This window comes from Paenibacillus sp. OK076, assembly GCF_900110055.1.
Classification (GTDB): Bacteria; Bacillota; Bacilli; order Paenibacillales; family Paenibacillaceae; genus Paenibacillus.
Map to the genome: position 1 here is coordinate 284,316 of NZ_FOCH01000002.1, position 22,136 is coordinate 306,451.

Annotated in this window: 19 protein-coding genes; 10 read left to right on the forward strand and 9 right to left on the reverse strand. The window is 46.6% G+C overall.

Annotation, left to right across the window (positions count from 1 at the left end; translation table 11 throughout):
• Window positions 1-25 precede the first annotated feature (25 nt).
• The 3 genes from BMY78_RS20135 (at window position 26) to BMY78_RS20150 (ending at window position 4,090) form a co-directional block, all read left to right on the forward strand.
• Window positions 26-2,167 carry a peptidase domain-containing ABC transporter gene (locus BMY78_RS20135; RefSeq protein ID WP_090903026.1) on the forward strand — a complete coding sequence of 714 codons (2,142 nt, stop codon included), beginning with the start codon at window positions 26-28 and terminating at the stop codon, window positions 2,165-2,167.
• 229 nt (window positions 2,168-2,396) lie between these two features.
• Entirely contained in the window at window positions 2,397-3,353 is a 957-nt protein-coding gene (locus tag BMY78_RS20145; RefSeq protein WP_090903031.1) for an ABC transporter ATP-binding protein, read from the forward strand.
• A complete protein-coding gene (locus BMY78_RS20150; RefSeq protein WP_090903033.1) occupies window positions 3,350-4,090 on the forward strand; it encodes an ABC transporter permease in 741 nt (246 codons plus the stop codon). The genes BMY78_RS20145 and BMY78_RS20150 overlap by 4 nt, the downstream gene beginning before the upstream one ends.
• Before the next feature lie 458 nt (window positions 4,091-4,548).
• Here BMY78_RS20150 and BMY78_RS20155 read toward each other — a convergent pair whose 3' ends face one another.
• The 7 genes from BMY78_RS20155 to BMY78_RS20185 all read right to left on the reverse strand — a co-directional run bounded on the left by BMY78_RS20155 (window position 4,549) and on the right by BMY78_RS20185 (window position 12,931).
• Window positions 4,549-5,121 (reverse strand): undecaprenyl-diphosphatase, encoded by a 573-nt coding sequence (locus tag BMY78_RS20155; protein WP_371129182.1) that lies wholly within the window; start codon window positions 5,119-5,121, stop codon window positions 4,549-4,551.
• A gap of 542 nt (window positions 5,122-5,663) precedes the next feature.
• The gene (locus BMY78_RS20160) at window positions 5,664-7,559 is read right to left on the reverse strand and encodes an FtsX-like permease family protein (RefSeq protein ID WP_090903037.1); all 1,896 of its coding nucleotides are present in this window, start codon (window positions 7,557-7,559) and stop codon (window positions 5,664-5,666) included.
• Window positions 7,534-8,304: an ABC transporter ATP-binding protein gene (locus BMY78_RS20165; RefSeq protein WP_090903039.1), complete on the reverse strand. Its 771-nt coding sequence runs from the start codon at window positions 8,302-8,304 to the stop codon at window positions 7,534-7,536. The genes BMY78_RS20160 and BMY78_RS20165 overlap by 26 nt, the downstream gene beginning before the upstream one ends.
• A gap of 96 nt (window positions 8,305-8,400) precedes the next feature.
• On the reverse strand, window positions 8,401-9,402 hold the full coding sequence (locus tag BMY78_RS20170; protein WP_090903041.1) for a sensor histidine kinase: 1,002 nt from the start codon (window positions 9,400-9,402) through the stop codon (window positions 8,401-8,403).
• Complete coding sequence (locus BMY78_RS20175; protein ID WP_090903045.1) at window positions 9,399-10,112, reverse strand: response regulator transcription factor; 714 nt, start codon at window positions 10,110-10,112, stop codon at window positions 9,399-9,401. Before BMY78_RS20175 ends, BMY78_RS20170 begins: the two co-directional genes overlap by 4 nt.
• Window positions 10,113-10,684: 572 nt before the next feature.
• Complete coding sequence (locus BMY78_RS20180) at window positions 10,685-11,530, reverse strand: aldo/keto reductase (RefSeq protein ID WP_090903047.1); 846 nt, start codon at window positions 11,528-11,530, stop codon at window positions 10,685-10,687.
• Window positions 11,531-11,731: 201 nt separating this feature from the next.
• Window positions 11,732-12,931, reverse strand: a complete 1,200-nt coding sequence (locus tag BMY78_RS20185; protein ID WP_090903049.1) for an MFS transporter — start codon at window positions 12,929-12,931, stop codon at window positions 11,732-11,734.
• Between the two features lie 163 nt (window positions 12,932-13,094).
• Here BMY78_RS20185 and BMY78_RS20190 point away from each other — a divergent pair, with 163 nt between their 5' ends.
• From BMY78_RS20190 to BMY78_RS20200, 3 genes are all read left to right on the forward strand, one after another.
• Window positions 13,095-13,490, forward strand: a complete 396-nt coding sequence (locus tag BMY78_RS20190) for a winged helix-turn-helix transcriptional regulator (RefSeq protein ID WP_024629739.1) — start codon at window positions 13,095-13,097, stop codon at window positions 13,488-13,490.
• The gene (locus BMY78_RS20195; protein ID WP_090903051.1) at window positions 13,487-14,164 is read left to right on the forward strand and encodes a TIGR00266 family protein; all 678 of its coding nucleotides are present in this window, start codon (window positions 13,487-13,489) and stop codon (window positions 14,162-14,164) included. The genes BMY78_RS20190 and BMY78_RS20195 overlap by 4 nt, the downstream gene beginning before the upstream one ends.
• 96 nt (window positions 14,165-14,260) lie before the next feature.
• Window positions 14,261-14,722 (forward strand): MarR family winged helix-turn-helix transcriptional regulator, encoded by a 462-nt coding sequence (locus BMY78_RS20200; protein ID WP_177185818.1) that lies wholly within the window; start codon window positions 14,261-14,263, stop codon window positions 14,720-14,722.
• 96 nt (window positions 14,723-14,818) lie between these two features.
• Here the strand turns inward: BMY78_RS20200 and BMY78_RS20205 are convergent, their stop codons facing one another.
• Window positions 14,819-15,793 (reverse strand): aldo/keto reductase, encoded by a 975-nt coding sequence (locus BMY78_RS20205; protein ID WP_090903055.1) that lies wholly within the window; start codon window positions 15,791-15,793, stop codon window positions 14,819-14,821.
• Between the two features lie 110 nt (window positions 15,794-15,903).
• On the opposite strand from BMY78_RS20205, the gene BMY78_RS20210 reads away from it, so the two are divergent.
• Together BMY78_RS20210 and BMY78_RS20215 are read left to right on the forward strand one after the other, a co-directional pair.
• Window positions 15,904-16,938, forward strand: coding sequence for an LCP family protein (locus BMY78_RS20210; RefSeq protein WP_306459231.1), 1,035 nt, complete (start codon window positions 15,904-15,906; stop codon window positions 16,936-16,938).
• Window positions 16,939-17,183: 245 nt separating this feature from the next.
• Window positions 17,184-19,772, forward strand: coding sequence for a DUF2339 domain-containing protein (locus BMY78_RS20215; RefSeq protein ID WP_090903059.1), 2,589 nt, complete (start codon window positions 17,184-17,186; stop codon window positions 19,770-19,772).
• Between the two features lie 392 nt (window positions 19,773-20,164).
• On the opposite strand, the gene BMY78_RS32910 is transcribed toward BMY78_RS20215, so the two are convergent.
• The gene (locus BMY78_RS32910) at window positions 20,165-20,320 is read right to left on the reverse strand and encodes a hypothetical protein (RefSeq protein WP_177185819.1); all 156 of its coding nucleotides are present in this window, start codon (window positions 20,318-20,320) and stop codon (window positions 20,165-20,167) included.
• A gap of 224 nt (window positions 20,321-20,544) precedes the next feature.
• Here BMY78_RS32910 and BMY78_RS20220 point away from each other — a divergent pair, with 224 nt between their 5' ends.
• Window positions 20,545-21,216, forward strand: a complete 672-nt coding sequence (locus tag BMY78_RS20220) for an FHA domain-containing protein (protein WP_090903061.1) — start codon at window positions 20,545-20,547, stop codon at window positions 21,214-21,216.
• A 156-nt stretch (window positions 21,217-21,372) separates the two neighbouring features.
• Window positions 21,373-21,951 (forward strand): class I SAM-dependent methyltransferase, encoded by a 579-nt coding sequence (locus BMY78_RS20225; protein WP_090903063.1) that lies wholly within the window; start codon window positions 21,373-21,375, stop codon window positions 21,949-21,951.
• The last annotated feature ends 185 nt before the right edge of the window (window positions 21,952-22,136 follow it).

Consider the following 22,136-nt stretch of genomic DNA (forward strand, 5'->3'; position numbering starts at 1 on the left):
ATCAAGTCCGAAGGGAGAGAGTGTAATGGCTCGTCGGCGTGTACCCTATGTCGAGCAGATGCATCAGTCAGAGTGTGGACTTTGTTGCCTTGCAATGATATCCGCATACCATAAAAAGGAAGTTTCATTATCTCGACTACGTGAACGGGCAGACGTTGGACGGGATGGTACAACGTTGTTGCAACTAAAGAAAATTGCTGTGAGCATAGGCTTTGATGTTAAAGCTTATCGCATTGAACATATGGATCAATTTCATTTAAAGCAAGTTTCTTTACCAGCAATTCTACATTGGAATCAAGGGCATTTTGTAGTTCTGGAAAAGATAGATAACAATTATGCTCGTATTGTTGACCCGCGTTTTGGGAGAATTAAGCTGTCATTAAAGAATTTCAGCGAGCAATTTTCTGGATTTTTAATGACAGTGGGATTAACCGAACGAATCGACATTGAGAAAAGCCCAAATATTTGGTTAGATGTTTTAGTCCATGTAAAAGCACATAAAAATCTGTTTGTATATGTTTTTCTTATTACACTAGCTTTGCAATTCATAGTTATAGGTATGCCGTTATTCATGAAGCATGTTATTGATGAAGTTATGATCCCTAAAAACTCCAGTTTATCTATAACGATTTTTATATCTGTAGTCGGTTTTCTACTTGCTTACATGATAATTACATTCGTGCGCAGTCGTGTTTTGGTTCGATTACACAATGCTTTGGACTATGAGATGCAGACACGCTTTTTTTCACATTTATTGAAGTTACCTTTTCCGTTCTTCTTACTGCGTTCTTATGGGGACATGCTTTTTCGAATGAATAGTTTGGTCACAATTCGAAATCAGCTGTCAGGCGCTCTGATTACAGGTATATTGGATAGCTTCATGTTATTTGTATTGTCTGGTTATATGTTGTTCATATCTCCATTGCTTGCGATGATTGTATTTTTGCTTGTGAGCATAAATATTTTGTTAGTAATTTTCACTAAACAATACGTAGCCGAGATTAATCAGCAACAAGTGGTGGCTACGACAGAAGTACAAGCAGTGCAGACAGAGATGCTGTACGGTATTATGGGTGTGAAAATATCGGGGACAGAACAACAAGTATATTCCCAATGGCTTAATAAATTCAAACATTTATTGCAAGTATACCGCCGTAAGGAAAATTTGAATAGCTACATTACAACAACTAGCAATGGATTGCAATTTATGTCACCACTCATTGTGCTAAGTATCGGCGTTATGTTAATTACAGGGGAATACAGTTCTATGACTGTTGGTATGGTAGTCTCATTTCAAGCGATTGCGACTCTTCTTTTTACTACATCATCAAGCCTCATGAATACGATAAATTCATATATTCTTACGACTACTATTTTGAAACGAATTCATGACGTGTTGGAAGCTCCACCTGAGCAGAATGAAGGTAAACTGCAATTAAAAGTACTAGGTGACATCAGACTATCACATGTTAGTTATTCCTATTCAAAGTATAGTCCGATCGTTATAAATGACATTTCATTACACATCAAATTAGGACAGAAGATAGCCATTATTGGACAATCCGGCTCTGGAAAATCAACTTTAGCTCATTTGATCATTGGGTTATTTGCCCCGTTATCCGGTGAGGTATACTATGATGGTTATGGAACATCGGATTTGGACATGCAATACGTACGTAAACAGATGGGTATAGTGCCGCAGGATATATCATTATTCAATCGTAGTGTGTTTGATAATATTGCCATGCATCAGGATGGTGTAACTATGGATGAGGTAGTTCGGGCAGCAAAAGCAGCAAATATCCACGATGAAATAATGTCGATGCCTATGCAATATCAGACCGTTCTAGCTGAAATGGGTAGAAATATTTCAGGAGGACAAAGACAAAGAATTGCTTTAGCCAAAGCAATTTTAAATAACCCATCTGTACTTGTATTAGATGAAGCAACGAGCGCATTGGATCATATAACTGAGGCTCGAGTAGATGCATATTTATCAAGTATTAAATGCACACGAATTGTGATTGCCCATCGGTTATCGACGGTTATGAACAGTGACATGATTATTGTCTTGGAGAATGGAAGGGTTTGTGATGTAGGAAATCACAATCAGTTGTTACATACTTCAGACTATTATCAATATTATTATAAAGAAATGAGTTCATAACTGGTTTTTATATGACGGCTTTTCAATCAAGTAGATTTGAGGATCTCATGGACTTATTCTCCTGTGTGAATGTAGTTGTTTGTGACTTTATTCTACACGGATTAGACCATGGGCTCTTTTATTTTTTTAGAAAAGATGCTGTAACGGATATTGCAATCTGTAATATACAGGATGTTCTTGTTGAATTAAACAAAATTAGGCTGCACAGATACATTGAGGAGGGAGACATTTGAAAACCATATTATCGGTAAAGCACCTAACGAAAGAAATTAAGGGCAAGTTGATTGTGCAAGACATATCGTTTGATGTGGCAGCAGGGGAGATTATCGGACTACTTGGTGCCAATGGAGCGGGCAAGACAACCACGATGAAGATGATGGTTGGTCTAAGCAAAGTAAGTGCCGGGGACGTTCATATTGCAGGTTATAGTATTAAGACTAATTTCTCTAAAGCCCTCCCTAATGTCGGAGCAGTGATTGAAGCCCCTGCATTCTATCCATATTTAAGCGGATATGAAAATCTACGCCAATATCAGCGGTTGCACAGAAATGCAAGTAAAGATTGGCTGTTAGAGGTGGCTGGCCTAGTCGGGATAGAATATGCGCTTAAGCAGCGAGTAGGCACGTACTCCATGGGAATGAAGCAAAGACTCGGTATAGCACAAGCACTACTCCGTAAACCAAAGTTGCTAGTTTTGGATGAGCCAATGAACGCACTCGATCCTGCTGGTGTGCGGGAAACACGAAACTACTTAAATCGAATTGCTGCCGACTTGGGCGTAGCAATTGTAATCTCCAGCCATCAACTATCAGAGATCGAGCAGATGGCGCGCAGAGTGATCATTATACAGCATGGTCGTTTAGTGACAGAACAGCAAATTGGTAATGGTATTAATGATGACACCTTCTGTATTACTCTTCATATTGATAACATTGAGCGATCAAGAGAAGTTATGGCCAACTTATATAGGCATGAAAAAAATACATTGGAATATAAGCATATGGATAAATTATCCAATGGTCTATATTCTATTACAATAGCTATTGATGAAGGTCAAGTTCCAAAGCTCATCCGAACATTATGTGATGCTGATGTGAACGTTCATCGGGTGTTTCCGGCACATACCAGTTTAGAGGATAAGTTTTTAGAATGGACAACTGTGCAAGGTGGGGGTGAGTTAAGTTGATATGGAATGAATGTTTGAAGATAGTGAATAAAAAAGTCTTTATTTTTTCACACCTTGGTTTTATTGTGATGACGTTACTGTTGTCTTCGTCGTACATCAGTGGTCTTGAGGCTGATGTTACAGTGGCTCAAATGGTAGGTTCTTTGCTTAGTTTATCGGGAATGCTTGTTATTTTACCTTGGGCGATAGTTATGTCCCCTCTTATTTGGACGGATGAGTATCTTTATGGTACTCTGAAACAGCTATTTCTGCATACTTCTTCGCGCATACGGTTGTATTTTGCCAAAATTGTTGCGATGATCTTGCTCATCAGTTCGGGTGTTTTTAGTATATTCTTGATTTCTTTGGTATTGAATCTCTTGGCAGTTCCACAAAACATTCAATGGGGGGACATGACAGTTGTTATATACACTATCGGAGCTCTCGTATTGCAATGCTGCCTATATGCAAGCTTAGCATCTTTTATAGGCGTATGGACGAGATCAGCTGCTTTCGGGGTAGGCGGAAGCTTAGTGTTATACTTTTTTCAGTTAATATTTGGAAATAGCCTCTTATCCATATCATGGACGCACATTCTATTCATTCATCACGATGATTTAAGTGTCTACTGGAGCACATCACAACATAGATCAGAATTAGTTGGCTTACCTATATCGTTAATGATAGACATCATCTATATTATATTTTTCTTTGCAATTGGATTATGGTTCTTCGTTAAGGAGAGAGGGGCAGAATAAATATCATTCGGAGCTTAAGGGCTGTAGGATGACTTGAAGCCTTGTGGCTATGATAGCCAACATGACTAGGCTTTTTTTTGTACTCTACGCTGAAAGGAACAATCATTCGGCAAAATATAGGGATCAAAATCATAAATCCACTTATTACAGACTCGTTAAAAAAGCAGTAGCCGTTCTAGGAACCAAGAAGTTCTAGACCTGCTACTGCTTTTTATTGTGCTCTCGTACCCGTCCCAGACCACTAAAGATAATATCTGCTTATTTCTCCTTAGTTGGTTCGGCCTGAATAACAAGAAGAAATACAACATAATTGACTTTGTGCTGCGCTCCTTAGTGTACGGAAATCGGTGAGTTTACTGGATTTAATTACACAGTGTACATTTTGCGCATTTTTGTTTAAGACCAGATACATAGCAATTGTTTCGACATATCGTAACAAACCTGGTACTGGCGGGAATTTACATACTACCAGACTTACGTTGGACAGGTAATACGCGCTGTTCCACTTTTTCATATAAAGCCAGAAACCGCCTGATAATCCCGAGCTTTGGTGCCAACCAATAGATGAATAAAGCTGAAATGATGCCAATCAACGCTCCCACTGCGATATCTATTGGATAATGAACTCCAACCCAAACGCGGGAGACAGCACCACAGCAAGCAAGCGCCAGCCAGAGCCACCCACCCTTTCTCCGGACAAGCCAGAAGGAGACAGAGATGGAAAAAAACAAAATCGTATGATCGCTTGGAAAAGAATTATCTATATCATGGTTTAGGAGTTTGTTGACATGTGGCAATACCGCGAACGGCTGATAATGTTCATAAAACTTGCCTGCCAATTTACCGATGATCTCTGCCAGAACAAAAGCAAGCCCTGCCTGGATAACCATCATCCGATTCCGGCTGCTGCGGGTGAACCAATAAACAAGCATTGCTAACGCTAGTACATACAGCATATATTCCGCCACAAAGACAGCAGCGGGATTCAGAAAAGTAAACTGTTTGCCCAGATCGTTAATCGTCCGAAACATATCAATATCCCATTGAAACAAAATCCCACCTCCACCTGAATTTCCAACTTACAATGGAGAACTCCAACCAGCCTACCTCAGTGATTATCCATTTTTTTCGAAGTAGGCTATTGTTGCCACTAGTCCTAACGGCAGCAGCATAAAGCGACACATAGGAATAGAACGAAGGGATTGCAGGAACTCCGCAATCAAATGCACGACTGACCATGGAAAAATCGCTTTATAGTCATAGTTTGCCAATGCTATATTCCCATCTTGATCACAACTGTAAAAATAATGGTTTGCACGCAGTTAGTTTTTTGCACATGTTTGTAATAAACATCGTCGGGGCCGACAATAGAAGCAGCTAACTTCACCCAACGTAATGCTGATTCATGGCTGTTAGATGACGCCTCATGACGCAATCCCGAAAAACAGAAACATTAGCATTACGATAATACGTTTACAGGACGTCCTCTATCAGCAGTTTGCTATACTCTTCTGTCTCTTTGCACGAACAGGTCGTACAAATCGTCCACTTGTAACCGTTCTTTAATACGAGATTATCCGGTTCCACCGGACCGAAGTTGCCGCAAATAGCCGCTGCGGATAACCAGGAAGTACACGATTTGAATGATCGCGAATGCACTCAACACGATTATCGACTCTTTGATGAGCGAAAAATTGAACATGCCCTGCAGTGCCGTCAGTGCCACTGCACCGTGAATGAGCGCGATGGCAATCGGCAGGAAGAACAGAATAGCCATCTGGCGAGTGACGATCTTCGACAGCTCACGGCTGGTCAGCCCGAGCTTCATGATTGAAGCGTACTTCGCCTTGTCATCATCCAGATCCGTGTACAGTCGGAAATAGAGGAAGCTGCCGGACGCCACAAAGAACACCACGCCAATGAAAAACCCAACGAACATCACTGCGCTATAGCTCTGAAGCAACTGCTTGATGTGGAACGCCAGTGAGAAGAAGCTACCATTCTTGGAATGGCCAATCTCACCGTCCAGCTGCTGGCCGACTGCTTCTGTCGCCTCCCAGTCACTGACCGCGAACACATAGTAGCCCTCGGACGATTGCGGCTCCGGCAGCTGCTCGTAGCGGTCATCATTCAAGACATAGTACTTGTTGTACTTCGACATGTACTCCGACATTAAGAAGGAGGCGCTCTGTGTGATCAACAGTGGTTTCCCGCCGCCTTCCACTGCCAGCTCCTGCTCGTCGAAGGATTCGCCTCTTCCGTCTATTGAGTTGTACTGGACGATAGCCGCTTCGTTCGCCCCTAGTTTCAACTTCTGATCCCCGGCGACAACGGCAAATGTGTTGTACATTGTCTCGCTGACGATCATTACCGTTTCGTTGCTCTCGGCTCGTTTGTAAGAGCGCAGCTCGGCCTGCAGCTTCTTGAAGGGAATTCCCTCCTCGAAAAGTTTATGTTCGATCACATCCACCGCCGAGGCGGCCTGTTCCGGAGAGTTCCCCGCATACGAGATATATTCAAAGGCGAACGGTTTTTCAATCGACTCAGTAAGGATCGTTTTGAACCCGACTAGGGCACCGATTGCTGAGAAAGCGACAGTCGACAGGATCGTCACAAGGAAAAAAGTGCGAGCATTGTCCTTCATCCGATAAGCAAGATCGTTGAAAAACAACAAGTTCGTTCTTCGCCAGAATAGCCTCCGGTTGTGCTTCAAGCCGCGGATCGTATATACGCTTAATTGAGTGAACAAAAAGTACGTCCCGACGACGACCGCCGCTGTCACTGGCAGCAATGCATACACGACCATCAAGCCTTCGACGACCAGTGACACACCATATCCACAACCGATCAGTGCGAGCGACGCGAGTGACAGCCAGATCGAAGCGCGGGGCTCAGGCCGGGGCTTGGTGGATCCTTTGAGCAGGTCGATCAGCTTGTTGCCGCGAAAGAACAGCACCGTGAACAGCGAGATGCCTAGAAAAAGCAGCATGAACGCGGCAAAGGTCAGACCAAGCGCTCGGTACGGCATGTAGAAGGGGAGTTCTTCCTCCATCCCAATCAGCGACTCCGCCGCAAGCAACAATATCTTGGATAGCACCAGCCCGGACGCGACGCCAGTCAGCGTGGCGCCGAAGCCAATCACAATATTTTCGATAAATACGAGCCGCCGGAGCTGCATATTGGTGATGCCGAACATGACCAGCAATCCGAACTCCCGGCTGCGCGACTTGATAAAAGCGCTCATCGAATAAAGGACAAAGAAGAATGAGAATAGGTAGATGAGCATCTGCGCCACAAGTAATCCGATCGTTACCGGACTGCCGATTTCTCTCGTTGCCAGCCCCGGATGAAAGGCGAAAACGCCAAAGACGAAAAATACCATCACCGCAAATGCGCTGCTGAGAAAATACGCTATGTAAAGGCGTTTGTTGCGCATGACGTTATTAAACGCGAATTGTTGAAAGGTCATGCGCATTCCCTCCAAGCAGTGACAGCACATCGATGATTTTTTGGAAGAACGCCTGCTGGCTGTCCCCGCGGTGAATCTCGTTGTACAGTTCACCGTCCTTGATGAACAGCACACGGTGACAGTAGCTGGCTGCCAGCGCGTCATGCGTGACAAGCAGCATCGTCGCCCCGTCCGCCCGGTTGATCGCCGTCAGCGTCTCCATAACGTCCCGAGATGATTTGGAGTCGAGGTTACCTGTCGGTTCATCAGCCAGCAGCAGCTTCGGCTCGTGAATGATCGCCCGGGCGATGGCCGTCCTCTGCGCCTGTCCACCGGATACTTCATAGGGCCACTTGTCCAGAATGGAGGCGATCCCAAGCCTGTCAGCTATTCTATGAGCCTTCTCTTCCATCGTGCGCACCTTCTCACCTTCCAGCGTCAGCGGCAGCACGATATTTTCTAAAATTGTCAGAGTGTTAAGCAGATTGTAGTCTTGAAAAATAAATCCAAGCTGTTGTCGGCGGAACCGGGCGAGCGCGTTGTGGCCCAATTGGTGTGGGTCCTGGCCGTCGATGAGCACTTCACCGGAAGTCGGATTGTCGATCGTCGCGATCAACTGTAGTAGCGTCGTCTTGCCGCTGCCCGATGGCCCCATAATGCCGACAAACTCGCCCTTCTCGACGCTGAACGATATATCGTCGAGTGCCCGGTGCACAACCTGGCCGCTGTAAATCTTGCCCAGATGAGTTGTTCGCAGAAGTTCCATATCCTCGCTCCTTCATGTAGCTGTTGATTTCTTGTTCTCCACCTCAAGTATATGGCGGGCTCGCCGAGCAACCAATCGACGAAGATTACATTTAGCTTACATCGATGTAAGCTTGACCGCAGTCAGGAAATAAACCCGCACCCGGGTGCCAACGTCAACGGTAGAATCGATCTCCAGCTCGTGGCCCAGCCGGTTGCAAACTTCTTGCGCCAGATGCAGCCCCATTCCCGTCGACTCCCTGAACTTGCGACCGCTCTCACCAGTGTAGAACGGCCGAGTCACCCGCTTTAAGTCGGCTAGAGGAATTCCGATGCCTTCGTCTGCCACCTCCAGCACTGTCTTCGCGCCTTGCCGCCAGGCGCGAATGGCGACGGTCCGGCCGCAGCCAGCAGAGTATTTGATCGCGTTCGACAGCAATTGGGTCAACACGAACCCGATCCACTTCTCGTCGGTCGGCACCGTCAGTTCGTCGTCCATTTGAACTTGAGGGTATAGATTATTGACAATGAACAGCCGCTTGTGTTCATTCACCGTTTTTCGCACAACACGCTTAAGTGGCACATGCGCCGCTTGGAAATCCTCCTCAAACGTCTCCAGCCGGGTCGCGTGCAGCACTGTCTCTAGCCCCCACTGGATTCGGTCTGCTTCGTCGCGGATGTCGACCTGCCGCCGGTCGCTCTCGTTTTCGGTTAGCAGGTGGATAACCGAAAGCGGCGTTTTCATCTGGTGGACCCATTGGGTAATGAATGTCGAATGCTCACGGCGTCGCCGCTCCATCTCTGTGATACGAGTCATGTACAGTGCATACTGCGCCTGCAGCAGTTGGTCGACTGCCTGTGCGAAGGGGGCACTGCTGCCGGAACCAGCCGCCGACTTATCCAGCTCGTTTAGCGGCTCCGCAAGACGAACGTACATCTTGCGATGGCTGATATAGCGCCACCCGGTATAAGCTAGCAAGGTAACCATGCCAAGAAATATCGAATAGAGGGCGGTGTACACGTTGCGATAACCGTCAAGCCAGTAGACCGCCACAACCAGCGTCAGCTGAACAAGATGCATGACAAACAGGGGCCAATGCTCGCGAATCAGCAGCTTCATTTGGGTTCACCCAATTCTTCGTCCGTTTCCAGCACTAGCTTGTATCCGGACCCGCGCACCGTCTCGATGCTGCCCGCAACCGCGATCTCCTGAAGTTTCTTGCGGACACGCGCGATATTCACGTTCAGTGTGTTCTCGTCCACGAACTGCTGGTCGTCCCACAGCCTATCCAGCAGCGCTTCGCGGGTAACGACCAGCGGGTAGCGCAGAAGCAGCAGGTCCAGCAGATCCGCCTCCTTGCGCGCTAATGCGACACTCGCGCCCCGCCACTTCAGCTCCAACCGCTCCGGATAGAGGGCGAGCCCGCCTCGCTCGACCATTTTTTCCCGCGCATCCCCTGCATATTCGCCGTACACCCGCCGCAACTGGCTGCGTACCTTGGCAATGACCAACTCATGGTGAAACGGCTTGGTCATATAGTCATCGGCTCCGTACTCCAGCGCCATTACCTGATCCATATCGCCTGAGCGGGCGCTGATGAAGATGATCGGACAGGTGGACACTTTGCGGATCTGCCGGCACCAGTAATACCCGTCGTAACTCGGCAGATTGACATCCAGCAGTACAAGATGGGGCTCATAATGTTGGAACTGCGCCATTATATCTTCAAAATCGTGCGCGTACTGCGCTGTTAAGTTGTACTTTTCCAGACAAGCCTGTAAAAGCGAAGCCAAATTCGGATCGTCCTCCACAATCCATATGCGATACATTGCAACTCTCCTCCTCTGCGTCATCGTGTTCATAAGAAGCGCAGCCTGTTTGCTCCACTTGCCCCTGGCGCGGCATACCCGCTCGCAGCCGAGGTAGTGAATGAGGCGACTGTCTCTATATTAACATAAACATAATTGTTGATAATCGTTACAAGCCCATCGAACGTAAGGGATACGAGAACTAACATCATTCGCTATAATGGATATAATCTACAGACGTTAACCTTAAGAATTTGGAAGGCGAGGCAGCTAAGATTCAGCAGATCGTAATAAATGGTGAAACGAGACCTTCAAATGGGGCAATGTAATAATTCCTTCCTTTTATCCTCAATTATCGGTCGTTGATTTGGATGCAGATGGGCAAGATGAAGCTGTCATTGTTCTGATCCAAGGCAAAGGGAGTGGAGTACATGATTCGAAAGTGCATGTGCTTAGAACAGACTTTATAGAAATATCGGCTTTGATGTGAATCCACGTCAAAAAACCTCCAATTCTCATACGTAATGAGAGTTGGAGGTTTTACCTACTTATTTTTGCTGTAAATCAACCCTGAATCATGTGGAAAACTTCAATTAGAAATCAAAGTTGTCCGGGTCAGGTCCTACGCGAACATCTTCGTTCAGGGCGCTAATACGTTCCATCTCATCAGTGGACAATTCAAAGTCGAAGATGGAAGAGTTCTCAACGATACGTTTCTCCTTGGTAGACTTCGGAATCGTGATAACACCGTTCTGCAAGTCCCAGCGGAGGATGATTTGTGCTACCGATTTACCTTTCGCAGTGGCAATCTCGGTCAGGACTGGGTTGTCCAGAAGTTGACCCTGCATCAGCGGGGACCAAGCTTCCAATTGAATTCCGTTTTTCTCACAGAATGCTTTAAGCGGGGCCTGAGTCAGACGAGGGTGGTACTCCACCTGATTGATCACTGGTTTCACTTCGGCATCCTCCATCAGATCTTCAAGGTGATGAATCTGGAAGTTACTTACGCCAATGGCTTTAATGCGGCCTGCTTTGTACAGCTCCTCCATCGCTTTCCATGCCCCTTTGTACTTGCCTGCTTTTGGCCAGTGAATCAAATACAGGTCCAGGTATTCCAGTCCAAGTTTGTTCAGCGTTGTCTCATATGCCGCAAGCGTTTCTTCATATCCGAGATCTGCGTTCCACACTTTGGATGTAATGAACAGATCTTCACGTTTCAGATTATTTTCCTTCAAAGCCTCTGCGATCGCTTGGCCTACTCCGGATTCGTTGCCATATATAGCGGCTGTATCAATACTGCGGTACCCGTGAGCAATAGCCTGTTTAACGGCCTCGATAAGTTCAGCTCCTTCTTCTACCTTGAATACGCCAAGTCCGAACCAAGGCATATGAACGCCGTTATTTAAAGCTACTGTAGATTGTAAATGTTTTGCTGTCATGTGAAGTCCTCCTCATATTATGAATCAAAATAATAGGTAGTTGTACAACGATAAATCCTAGTATCCTTCATTAAGTCATAGTAGATTAAATTCGAATTAACGTATTATACTAGATTGAAATATTAGGCGAAACCGGTTCCGAGTTGTGGCTTCAATGCTGGAAAGACCCATGTTTAGCCTGATGCTCTGACTGAACCTGTTTTATGTCTCTGATGGAGAGTAGGGATCTTTACGATCCAGCGCTCTTGCCCAGCCAGTCAGAAGCACAGCAGCCAGAACCATAATTGCACCAACCCATGTGGTATGAATCAGACCGATGGAGTCCGTAATTACACCGCCTAAATATGCACCAATTGCGATACCTGCGTTAAAGGCTGCGATGTTAAAGGCGGAGGCGACGTCTTTGGCCTGTGGAGCATAACGTTCTGCGAGCGTCACGACGTACATCTGAAGCCCTGGCACATTCATGAAGGCAAGCAGGCCCATGCCGAGTATGGTGAGTAATGCTGCCAGCTTAAAGGGAACTGTGAAATACAATATGCCCAGAATGACGGTCTGAATGATAAACATATAGAAGAGTGCTCGGAGCGGATTGCGGTTGGCCGCTTTCCCTCCAATAATATTACCGATAGCAATGGCGATCCCGTACAGCAGCAGAATTCCCGCGACCGTTTTCTCGGAATATCCGCTGATATCGTGCAATAGTGGGGACAGGTAAGTGAACACCACAAACGTTCCCCCATATCCCACAGCTGTAATGGCAAAAGCCAGCAGCAACCGTCCGCCTGTGACCAGCTTCAGTTGTTCACGGAATGCAGTTCGCGTTCCGCGCTGCAACGTGGATGGCACGAGAAGCATGTTGCCGATAAAGGCCACAACACCTACGACAACGATAAGAATGAAAGCTGCGCGCCAGCCCAAGTTTTGACCGATGAGGGTACCCAGGGGTACACCGGTGACTGTCGCAATGGTCAGGCCAGAGAACATGATGGCAATGGCGCTCGCCCGACGGTTTGCAGGAACCAGGTCTGCCGCAATGGTAGAACCAATGGACATGAATACGCCGTGTGCCAGAGCGGAGATGATTCGTGCTATGAGCAGCATGGTAATTCCACTTGAGAGCGCCGCCATGGTGTTACCAGCGATAAAAACAACCATAATGGCAAGCAGCAGCGTCTTGCGTGACACCGTTGACGTCAATGAGGTCAGTATCGGTGCCCCGAAGGTTACGCCTAATGCATATAAAGTAACGGTCAGTCCCGCTGTCGTTACGGAAATGCCCAGGTCATCTGCAATAAGGGGCAGCAGACCAACGCTGATAAATTCAGTGGTGCCGATGGCAAACGCACTGATTGCCAGCGCCAGCAATGCCCAGGTACTGCGTTTTGAATCATGTAACATGTCTTGTTCAACTCCCCAGAATGTAGATTTACGTACCGGCAAATGCTATTATGAGTTATTCGACATAAAATGAATAGTACGTACTTTTTAGTACCCTACGTACTTTTTAGTGCCTATATAGCCATTGCTTTTATGAATAACAATCCCAGGGAGGACATGCAGCATGATCAGAAAGAAATATAATATTTCAGTTGAAGCGACGCTTGAAGTCATCGGCGGCAAGTGGAAATGTGTCATTCTCTGCCATCTGACACACGGGAAGAAACGGACGAGTGATCTCAAGCGTATTATGCCCGCAATTACGCAGAAAATGTTAACCCAGCAGCTAAGGGAGCTTGAAGATGACGGGATCGTGAACCGCATTGTGTATAATCAGGTACCTCCCAAGGTGGAGTACGAACTGAGTGAATATGGCCGAAGTTTGGAACCGATCCTGAATGCCCTATGTAACTGGGGAGATCAGCACATTATTAAGGAATACGGAGACAAATCCTCAGTCTTGGAGGATAATGGGTTAAACGACTTTAACACGGACAACAAGGAGCTGATGAAGCCATGAACTATGAAATTCTATACGATGGTGCATTTGCGATGCTTAAGGTGCAGTTGCAACGGGGAGAACGGTTCAAGGCAGAAAGTGGGGCCATGGTATCCATGACACCAACCGTTGAATTGAAGGGCTCTGCTGAAGGCGGCATGTTTGCCGGATTCGGACGAATGATCAGCGGCGAGAAATTCTTTTTTCAGGAATTGACGGCTGCAGGGGGATCTGCGGAGATTCTGTTGTCACCCTCCAGCATGGGGGATGTGGAGGCGATTGAACTGGATGGTTCCTATTCGCTCTACGTACAGAAAGATGGATTCCTGGCCGGAACGGAAGGCATCCAGGTGAATACCAAAATGCAAAACCTGAAGAAAGGTCTCTTCTCGGGAGAGGGATTCTTTATTATAGAGATCAGTGGTCGAGGAACGGTGTTTCTATCATCCTATGGTGCAATCCATGCGATCCATCTGGCTGCGGGTGAAGAAGTGATCGTGGATAATGCCCACTTGGTTGCATGGCCCAATTATATGGATTATCGCATTGAGAAAGCTTCACAAGGCTGGTTATCCAGCGTGACCAGTGGAGAAGGATTAGTATGCCGATTCCGTGGTGAAGGGACAGTCCTGATTCAGAGCCGTAATCCGCATGGATTTGGTCAATGGGTCAAGCAATTTATTCCTTCACGCTAATGTTTCCCTGAAAATGTACAACGTTGAAACGCATGCGTTCCGACAAGCGTTATAAGATAAGATGAAGCTCAAGGTGTAATGATGGAGGTATATGAGATGGAAAGCTCACGGTATAAAAATGCTCAGGAAAGTCCGGGATATCTGCTATGGCAGGTAACTACGATGTGGCAAAGGGAAATACGGAGGGTGCTCGAACCTCTGGAATTAACACAACCCCAATTTGTATTATTGCATGCTTGTGTGTGGCTCAATGAACGCGATACAGAGGGTAAGGGAGTAACCCAGGTCCAGCTTGCGCAATTTGCCAATGTGGATGTTAACGTTACTTCTCAAGTGCTCCGTGCTCTTGAAAAGAGAGAGCTAATAACTCGCAAGCGTCATCTTACCGATACCCGTGCGAATATTATTACAACAACGCCGGAAGGAACCCGCTTGGCCCTTGAAGGTATTCATCTAGTTGAAACTGCGGACAAGGTGTTCTTTGATGTGTTAAGTGATCGTAAGGACGAATACATGGAAATCATGCAGGAATTTATTCGATATAAAACAGATGTTTAATTCAATAAAAAGATTTTTTCTATGCTTTATTAGACTACAGTGTGTAGTGAAGTTATACCTCCCGGACTTTTTAGCCGGGAGGTTATTTCTGTTGCTTCAATCAATCCGATAAGTCGCAAATGGCTTACCATGGCGGAAAGAGTCGCTAAGTTGGTCGAGCTCGGCAATCATATCATTGGTTAGTTTCATGTCCAGGCTAGCCAGATTATGCTCCAGCTGTTCCGTACTTGTTGCCCCAACGATAACTGTCGAAACAGCAGGGCGTTCCAGCAGCCATGCAAGCGACAGGACGCTTGGGGAGCAGCCATACGCCGATGCCTTTTCACTGACCTGCTCACCCAGTTGAATGTTGTGTTCAAGGAGGAAACGATTGAAGGCCGGATCGGTATCCGCTCTGGAACCGGAAGGTACACCAGCTTCGCCATTGTATTTGCCTGTCAGAATGCCACCAGCCAGCGGGAAATACGGGATGATGCCGACACCTTGATCAAGGCACATCGGCACGAGTTCAAGTTCAGGTGTGCGATCAGCCAGAGAGTAGCTGGTTTGGGTCGAGATATAACGTACATATTCTTTCAGCTCGCTGGTACCAAGAGCTTTCATCAGCTCCCAGGCTGCATAGTTGGAAGCTCCGATATAGCGGACTTTGCCGGAAGTGACCATATCGTCTAATGTGCGCAGCGTCTCATCCAGCGGTGTGTGCGGATCAAAGGTATGGATCTGATACAGATCCACATAGTCCGTTTGCAGACGCCGCAGGCTATGTTCAAGCTCTTGCTGCAAATGATAGCGGGATGAACCGCGCCCATTGGGACCCTCATGCCGGGGAAGTCCGGCTTTGGTAGCAAGCACAGCGTTTTCCCGTCTGCCTGCCAGGGCTTGTCCGATAATCCGTTCCGATTCTGTTCCGGCGTAGATGTTGGCGGTATCGATAAAATTAATTCCCTGATCCAGTGCCGCATGAATAATGCGGATAGAAGTCGGCTCGTCCGCCCGTTTACCAAAGGCATTGGTGCCGAGTCCAAGTGCGGAAACCCGCAGACCGCTATTCCCCAAAAGTCGATATTCCATCGTTCATCGCTCCTTCTCTGTCATTTCTTGTATAGCAGATTATAACGTAATCTATTGAAAACGTGTTATTAATATAGTTAAATGATTCTAAGACCGTTATTAAAGGAGATATGATGGAGAACAATGCTGCACATTTAACCCGACGGAAGCCGAAGAAGCCGAAGAAGAGATGGAAGAAGCCTCTAATTATCATCCTGAGCACACTCATTGTGCTGGGAGGAGTCGGATTTATCTATCAAAAACAACTCGTCCTGCTGGCATTTAACCTGTTTGCCTCGGGTACTGTAAAGGAAGCCCTTGATGAATCCTTCAAGCCGGTTGGCGATAAGGATGCACCCGTTGTAGAACATACCGATCCATTCTCGCTGTTGCTGCTAGGGATTGACCAACGGGATAACGAACCTAGTCGTTCGGATACGATCATCTATTCTGTCGTTCGTCCGGAAGAAAATAAAGTGTTGCTGCTGTCGATTCCGCGTGACTCCTATACCGATATTATCGGCCGGGATGTGAAATCGAAGATTAATTCTGCGTATGCGCATGGTGAAGCCAAGATGGCGATGGATACCGTAGAACATCTGTTGGAAAACAAAGTCGATTTCTATGCCGCAATTAATTTTAACGGACTCAAGGATATTGTTGATGCGGTTGGCGGTGTTGAATTGCCAATTAAGAAAAATATTGAGAACAAATTGAAAACGCATGAGAAGCTGTTTGTTGAAGCGAACAAACCGATCTACAGCGGAGAGGAAGCGCTGGGCTATGTACGTTACCGGGAAGATTCCGATTTCAATCGGACGATGCGGCACCGTCTTTTTCTAAGTGCCTTCATGAATCGTGCGCTTGAGGTCAAAAATCTCACCAAGATCCCGGACGTTATCCAGATCGCTGGATCGAATTTTACAACCAACATGAACTCGGATTTCATTATGAAATTTGCCGAGTCTCTATATATGAAAGACAACGCACCAACAATCAGCAATTACATGCTGAAGGGTGAGGGCGCAACGCGTAGCGGCACATGGTACTATGATTTGTCAGAGAGTGATCTGCAATATGTGCGAACCCTGCTTGCCAACTGGCTGGACCCGGATACCACCGAAATTATGGAGCCGGAGACGGCGGATACGAAAGATCCGGCGTAAGTATCCGAGGCTCAGTAAGATGACCGGAAGTTGTATACGTGTGCAGAATGACTATATCAATGAATGAGAGTCCTGGGAGCTGATGCTTCCCGGGCTTTTTGTTATGTAAGCATTTTGTATAAATCCCATAACGACTTCCAATCCACAGAGAACGGTAAATGATTCTATTCCTTAAACCCCATTTTATGGCATACATATAGTAAAATATAGGGAATGAATTCAACATCAACCAACGGAGGAAGCTCATGAAAGAGTTCAAGGATCGGCTTCACCAGGTTCAGGAGCAGCAGAAGCAGCTGGTAAAGGAGTACAATGCCCTGCTTCAGGAGTATCAATCAGATGATCTGATCGTGCAGAATGAACAACTGCGTGCGCAATATGAAGCGCATCAACTCAAGCTGCAACAGCTTGAAGTACGCACACGCAAAATGGAAGAAGAGAATGCCCGTCTTCGCATGGCTCTGTCCGAACAGATGCTGGATGAGAAATTGAATCTCATTCGTGTATCCCAGGAGAAGATGGAGACGTATTTCCGAGGAAAGACGAGTGTACATAATGATCGGCTCGCAGCGCATGAACATCGCACCAAAGTGAATTTAAATGCGATATTCAACAGGGCTTCAGAGGAACTTCAGGGCGACGCCAATGAGATGAAGGAGAGAATTGCTTATCTGGCTGCTGAGGTGCAGGAACGAATTGAGGCGCATAGACAGACCTTGTGGGAGAGAGAAGAGGCGCTACGTGGCCAGTTGCAACAAGGATATGAGCATATGGCGGAGGAAGGTTTAAGCGAAGAGACCATTCAGCGGCGCATTCGCCAGAACCGGATGGAGATGAAAATTGGCCTAAGCTGGATCAATAAGGTCGCCATCCTGCTTATAATTCTCGGCGTTGGTGCAGCCTTTCAGTACTCCTACAAGACTTGGTTCAGCGATGAGGTGAAAGGTGGAGCGTTCTTCCTGCTTGGCGCGCTTATGCTTGCCGGGGGTGAATGGCTGTTCCGGCGCAAACGTCAAACGTTCGCGATGGGGCTGCTGGGAGGCGGGATTTCCGTGCTGTTTGGCTCGATCTTCTACAGTTACTTTTTACTGCATATGATCGGGTTATATACGGGACTTGCCTTGTCGATATTGGTTTCGGCCTTATCCGTGCTGTTATCGTTGAGGTATCAGTCCAGGACCATCTGCTCACTTGGTTTGGTTGGAGGGTATCTACCGTTAATCTCCTATATGGCCTATTTCGGTCTTCAAGGTTCGGCTGTGTATGTTGCCATGATCTATCTGTTGCTCTTAAACGGAATTATTGTATTAATTTCATTTGGCAAACGGTGGCCGATTGTGCATTATATCAGTTTTTTGTTCAACACACCGTCCATGCTCATCCTGTTATGGCTCTCACCAAGTGAGAAGATCGGCATGTTGTATTCCATTGTGACATTTGCATTATATCTCGGCATCACCCTGGCGTACCCCTTCAAACATCGAGTGAAGTTGACCTGGTTGGACTTCGCACTGCTGGCCATGAATACGAGCATCAGCTGTCTGATGTTGTATGTATTGTTCGATGCAGCGGGCTGGAATGACGCACAGGGCTTGCTTGCTCTGATTTTTGCTCTGGTCTATTTCGGGCTCGCCCGTTTTATCCAGCAGAGGATGCCTCAGGAAAAGCAGACCCTTCTATTGTTCTACGTGACTTCCCTGACCTTTGCCATTCTGATTATACCGTTCCAGTTTGGTGCGAAGTGGCTGTCTATGGGCTGGCTGATCGAAGGAGTTCTGCTGGTTACGCTCGGACATCTCAAGCGGTTCAAGTTGGTGGAACTTGCCGGATGGGGAATCGTGCTTCTGTGCATGTTTACCTTTGTGTACTATGACGTGCTGGTGCTGTTCATCATGGGGGAGCAATCCTATTTCATGTTAAAATACTCCTGCATCACGCTTGGTGCGCTGCTTATTACGCTCTATTATGCCTTGGATCGGAAGGGCTCCCTATCCGGGGAGAAATATCATTATAGCCAGACAGAGCTTGGCTTTTTGAATGCGTTCAAGTACGTCACACTCGCCAATCTGTGGTTATATGTGCTGTATGAATCGAATGAATTGTATATGAAAGCCGTCGATGACTCATTTCTGTTATACCTGTTCTACAAATGGCTGATGTTCGCTGCGCTGACTATTGCCATGGCCTATGGATTGGGTAAAGTGAGGCTTTTGCGTGATCGGATCGTGCAGGGTTATATCGTCTTCCTGCATGCGGTGGGCTGTTGTATTGCACTGGCAGTAACGTTATCCATGCCGGCACTTCAGCCGGATGTTCAGCAGCACACAGCGGCTGAAGTCGTAGGTTTACTCGTATTAATCATCTTTAATGTGGGCGTGTTCTTTGCAGGAAGGGATCTGCTGATCACGGCAATCCGCGGGCAGTTCAAGAGCGTTGAATGGTATCCGGTGATCGCAGGGGTCTATCTGCTGGGTGTCATCACCGTGTTCATGACGGTCCAGTTCCAATGGGGAGATGTAGGGCTGATGTTCAGCCTAATCTATCTGCTGCTTGCTATCCTGTACATTGCCTATGGGTTCCGCAGAAAATATGTAATGATTCGGCGCCTAGGTCTGGGACTGACGTTGTTTTCCACCGGGAAAATGGTGTTCTATGATGTGGGATTGCTTACATCCGGTAGCAAGATCATTGCCTATTTCAGCTTTGGCGTACTGCTGCTTGGAATTTCTTATCTGTATCAGAAGGTGTCGAGCCGGATGGAGGAAATTCAGGCTAGAGAGGCCGAGCAGTCTAATGAATCTGATCTGCCGGAGGATGAAAAGAACCAATTTTAGGATAGTTGATACAGCATTCACAATCTTTGGGGAGGGATATAACATGGGATTTGATCTGAGTATCATGTTATGGCAATTATTATGGATTGCTGGCCCTGTAGCGCTCATTGTCTATGGGTGGAGGAAACTTGGTATCAGGAAAAAGCGGCGCTAAGGGCATAAAATGCCGTTGCAACATCGCTTTTGACAAAATTTCATTATCGGATGCACTGATCGGTATCCATATGTAAAAATACATTAAAATGAGGCTCTTGAGCGCTGGTTGTTAGCGTCCAGGGGCCTTATTCTGATGAATGGATTATGATCTGATCCTCAGTCAGGATGGCATGACCCAGCATAAGATGACATTCGTGAAACGTTTTTTCTGTTGATCACGTTATAATAGAGTATACTTACCGCTGGGTATTCAGTTGCAACCATGAAGTTTCGGTTGTGGTTGTACCTTTCAGTGATTCTCCGCGATCATCATTGATGCGGGAGAGCACTGTTAAGGTAATGGACAGGGTGAAGGCGAGCAGCACATATATGAAAATGTTTTTTTTGTTCATGATGAGGGACCTCTCTTGTTGATTGGGCTAAGGTATGCATACGACCGTTATGAGAAAAAAGGCACAACGTCTGGTATAGTAGAGAAAAGCATATGACGATGCCTGTATACACTATATAAATTGTTATGGATGCAAACAATGGAACAAATCTGATGAATTTATCATTATTTATGAACGAAAGCGCTCATAGAGATAGAGTGATATTTTGAAGGTGGGAGAATAACATGCGGGAGACGGCAAAAATCGTCATTCGTACGCCAGGGCAGGAAAGTGACGGTTCGTTTGCTTATGTCAGCCAGGGGCGTTCCATTACAGTGGGGCGTTATACGGGTGGAGATGAATTGGACTTGTCTGTCTACAATCAGTTGATATCGAAGCGGCATTGCCGCATTCATTATGATGCTCAGTATCAGCTGTGGATTGAGGACTTGGATAGTAAAAATGGAACGGAATTGAACGGGCAGCGCCTCGTTCCTTATGAGAAATACCCGTTTGCCGAAGGAGACAGCCTGACGCTGGTCAACGGTTTGATTCAGCTTCGCGTAGAAGGGGATCTCGAAGAAACGAGAGAATATCGGATATCTGACCTGCTGGGCGAGGGTGTGCGTTTGCAGGATCACCTGCAAACCGTGCAGATTGGAGAAGTGGAGATTCCACTGTCCAAGAAGGAGTACCAACTGTTCAAGCTGCTGTACAGCCAGTTGGATCACTTTGTGACACGGGAGCAGATTGTCGGCCAGGTGTGGCCGGAGCGAAGCATGCTGGAGAGTGAGCCGGTGGGCATTGACGAGATTAACTCGCTGATCTACCGGACGAATCGCAAGCTGGGCGTACATTTTACAATCAAGTCGGTGTACAAAAAGGGCGTTTACATGAAGTCCCATGTGCCGGATTGAATGAATTGAACGAGTTACGCTATGGATTGGGATGAAGCCTAAATAGAATAAGAAGAAGGAAGCTTCTGCCGGGTTTTTTTGGACCTGGGGAAGCTTCTTTTGTTATGATGAAGGTGCAAATACCGCCTCTTAATTAAACTCCAAAGGGTTGAGGTTATGTTCATAGTTCAACTACTACCATGGCTGATTGCTGTGGTGACACTTATATCTGTAATATCCATCGTGCTGGTCAGTTGGAAAAATGGAATCTCACCGATGCCGACTTCCGGCATCGTCAGGCAGACAGTCATTCAGGAGGTCAACCGCATTCCCGGTTACGGTGACGTTATTGAAGCAGGCTCCGGGTGGGGAACGCTGGCACTGGACGTGGTGAGGCAATGCCCAGGCAAAAGATTAACGGGTATTGAGAATTCAATTGTTCCCTTATGGACCTCCCAACTGATTGCTTTTTTAAGTGTCCGTTTCCGGCGAACGAAGGGGAAACGCCACTCTCTGGAGGGGCGGCTGCGATTCATCCGTGGCAACATCTATACCAGTTCATATGAACACGCAGATTGCGTCATCTGTTATTTATTCCCTGGAGCGATGAATCGGCTAGTCGACAAATTCAATCGGGAGCTGCCTCCGGGAGCGAAGGTGATTAGCGTCTGTTTTGCATTGCCAGGCAAGATACCGCTACGGACGATTACATGCCGGGATACGCTGCGTACCAAGGTGTATGTATATACGTTTTGAGCGCTAACGAACCTACAAAATCGGCCCAATCGACGAAATAACGTCACTGTGATTCGTTAGATTTCAGACCTGGGCAAATCGAATCGAATAGCGTGTACCAGGTGGTTCTTTAGAATAAAATAACAAAAACAAGGGGTGTCCTCCGTCATATTCATGACGTATGGGACATCCCTTGTTATTAAATC

Coding starts and splice junctions, on each gene's coding strand:
- BMY78_RS20135 (WP_090903026.1), top strand. CDS start 26: ATGGCTCGTCGGCGTGTACCCTATGTCGAGCAGATGCATCAGTCAGAG.
- BMY78_RS20155 (WP_371129182.1), bottom strand. CDS start 5,121: ATGTTTCGGACGATTAACGATCTGGGCAAACAGTTTACTTTTCTGAAT.
- BMY78_RS20160 (WP_090903037.1), bottom strand. CDS start 7,559: ATGACCTTTCAACAATTCGCGTTTAATAACGTCATGCGCAACAAACGC.
- BMY78_RS20165 (WP_090903039.1), bottom strand. CDS start 8,304: ATGGAACTTCTGCGAACAACTCATCTGGGCAAGATTTACAGCGGCCAG.
- BMY78_RS20170 (WP_090903041.1), bottom strand. CDS start 9,402: ATGAAGCTGCTGATTCGCGAGCATTGGCCCCTGTTTGTCATGCATCTT.
- BMY78_RS20175 (WP_090903045.1), bottom strand. CDS start 10,112: ATGTATCGCATATGGATTGTGGAGGACGATCCGAATTTGGCTTCGCTT.
- BMY78_RS20180 (WP_090903047.1), bottom strand. CDS start 11,530: ATGACAGCAAAACATTTACAATCTACAGTAGCTTTAAATAACGGCGTT.
- BMY78_RS20185 (WP_090903049.1), bottom strand. CDS start 12,931: ATGTTACATGATTCAAAACGCAGTACCTGGGCATTGCTGGCGCTGGCA.
- BMY78_RS20190 (WP_024629739.1), top strand. CDS start 13,095: ATGATCAGAAAGAAATATAATATTTCAGTTGAAGCGACGCTTGAAGTC.
- BMY78_RS20195 (WP_090903051.1), top strand. CDS start 13,487: ATGAACTATGAAATTCTATACGATGGTGCATTTGCGATGCTTAAGGTG.
- BMY78_RS20200 (WP_177185818.1), top strand. CDS start 14,261: ATGGAAAGCTCACGGTATAAAAATGCTCAGGAAAGTCCGGGATATCTG.
- BMY78_RS20205 (WP_090903055.1), bottom strand. CDS start 15,793: ATGGAATATCGACTTTTGGGGAATAGCGGTCTGCGGGTTTCCGCACTT.
- BMY78_RS20210 (WP_306459231.1), top strand. CDS start 15,904: ATGATGGAGAACAATGCTGCACATTTAACCCGACGGAAGCCGAAGAAG.
- BMY78_RS20215 (WP_090903059.1), top strand. CDS start 17,184: ATGAAAGAGTTCAAGGATCGGCTTCACCAGGTTCAGGAGCAGCAGAAG.
- BMY78_RS32910 (WP_177185819.1), bottom strand. CDS start 20,320: ATGAACAAAAAAAACATTTTCATATATGTGCTGCTCGCCTTCACCCTG.
- BMY78_RS20220 (WP_090903061.1), top strand. CDS start 20,545: ATGCGGGAGACGGCAAAAATCGTCATTCGTACGCCAGGGCAGGAAAGT.
- BMY78_RS20225 (WP_090903063.1), top strand. CDS start 21,373: ATGTTCATAGTTCAACTACTACCATGGCTGATTGCTGTGGTGACACTT.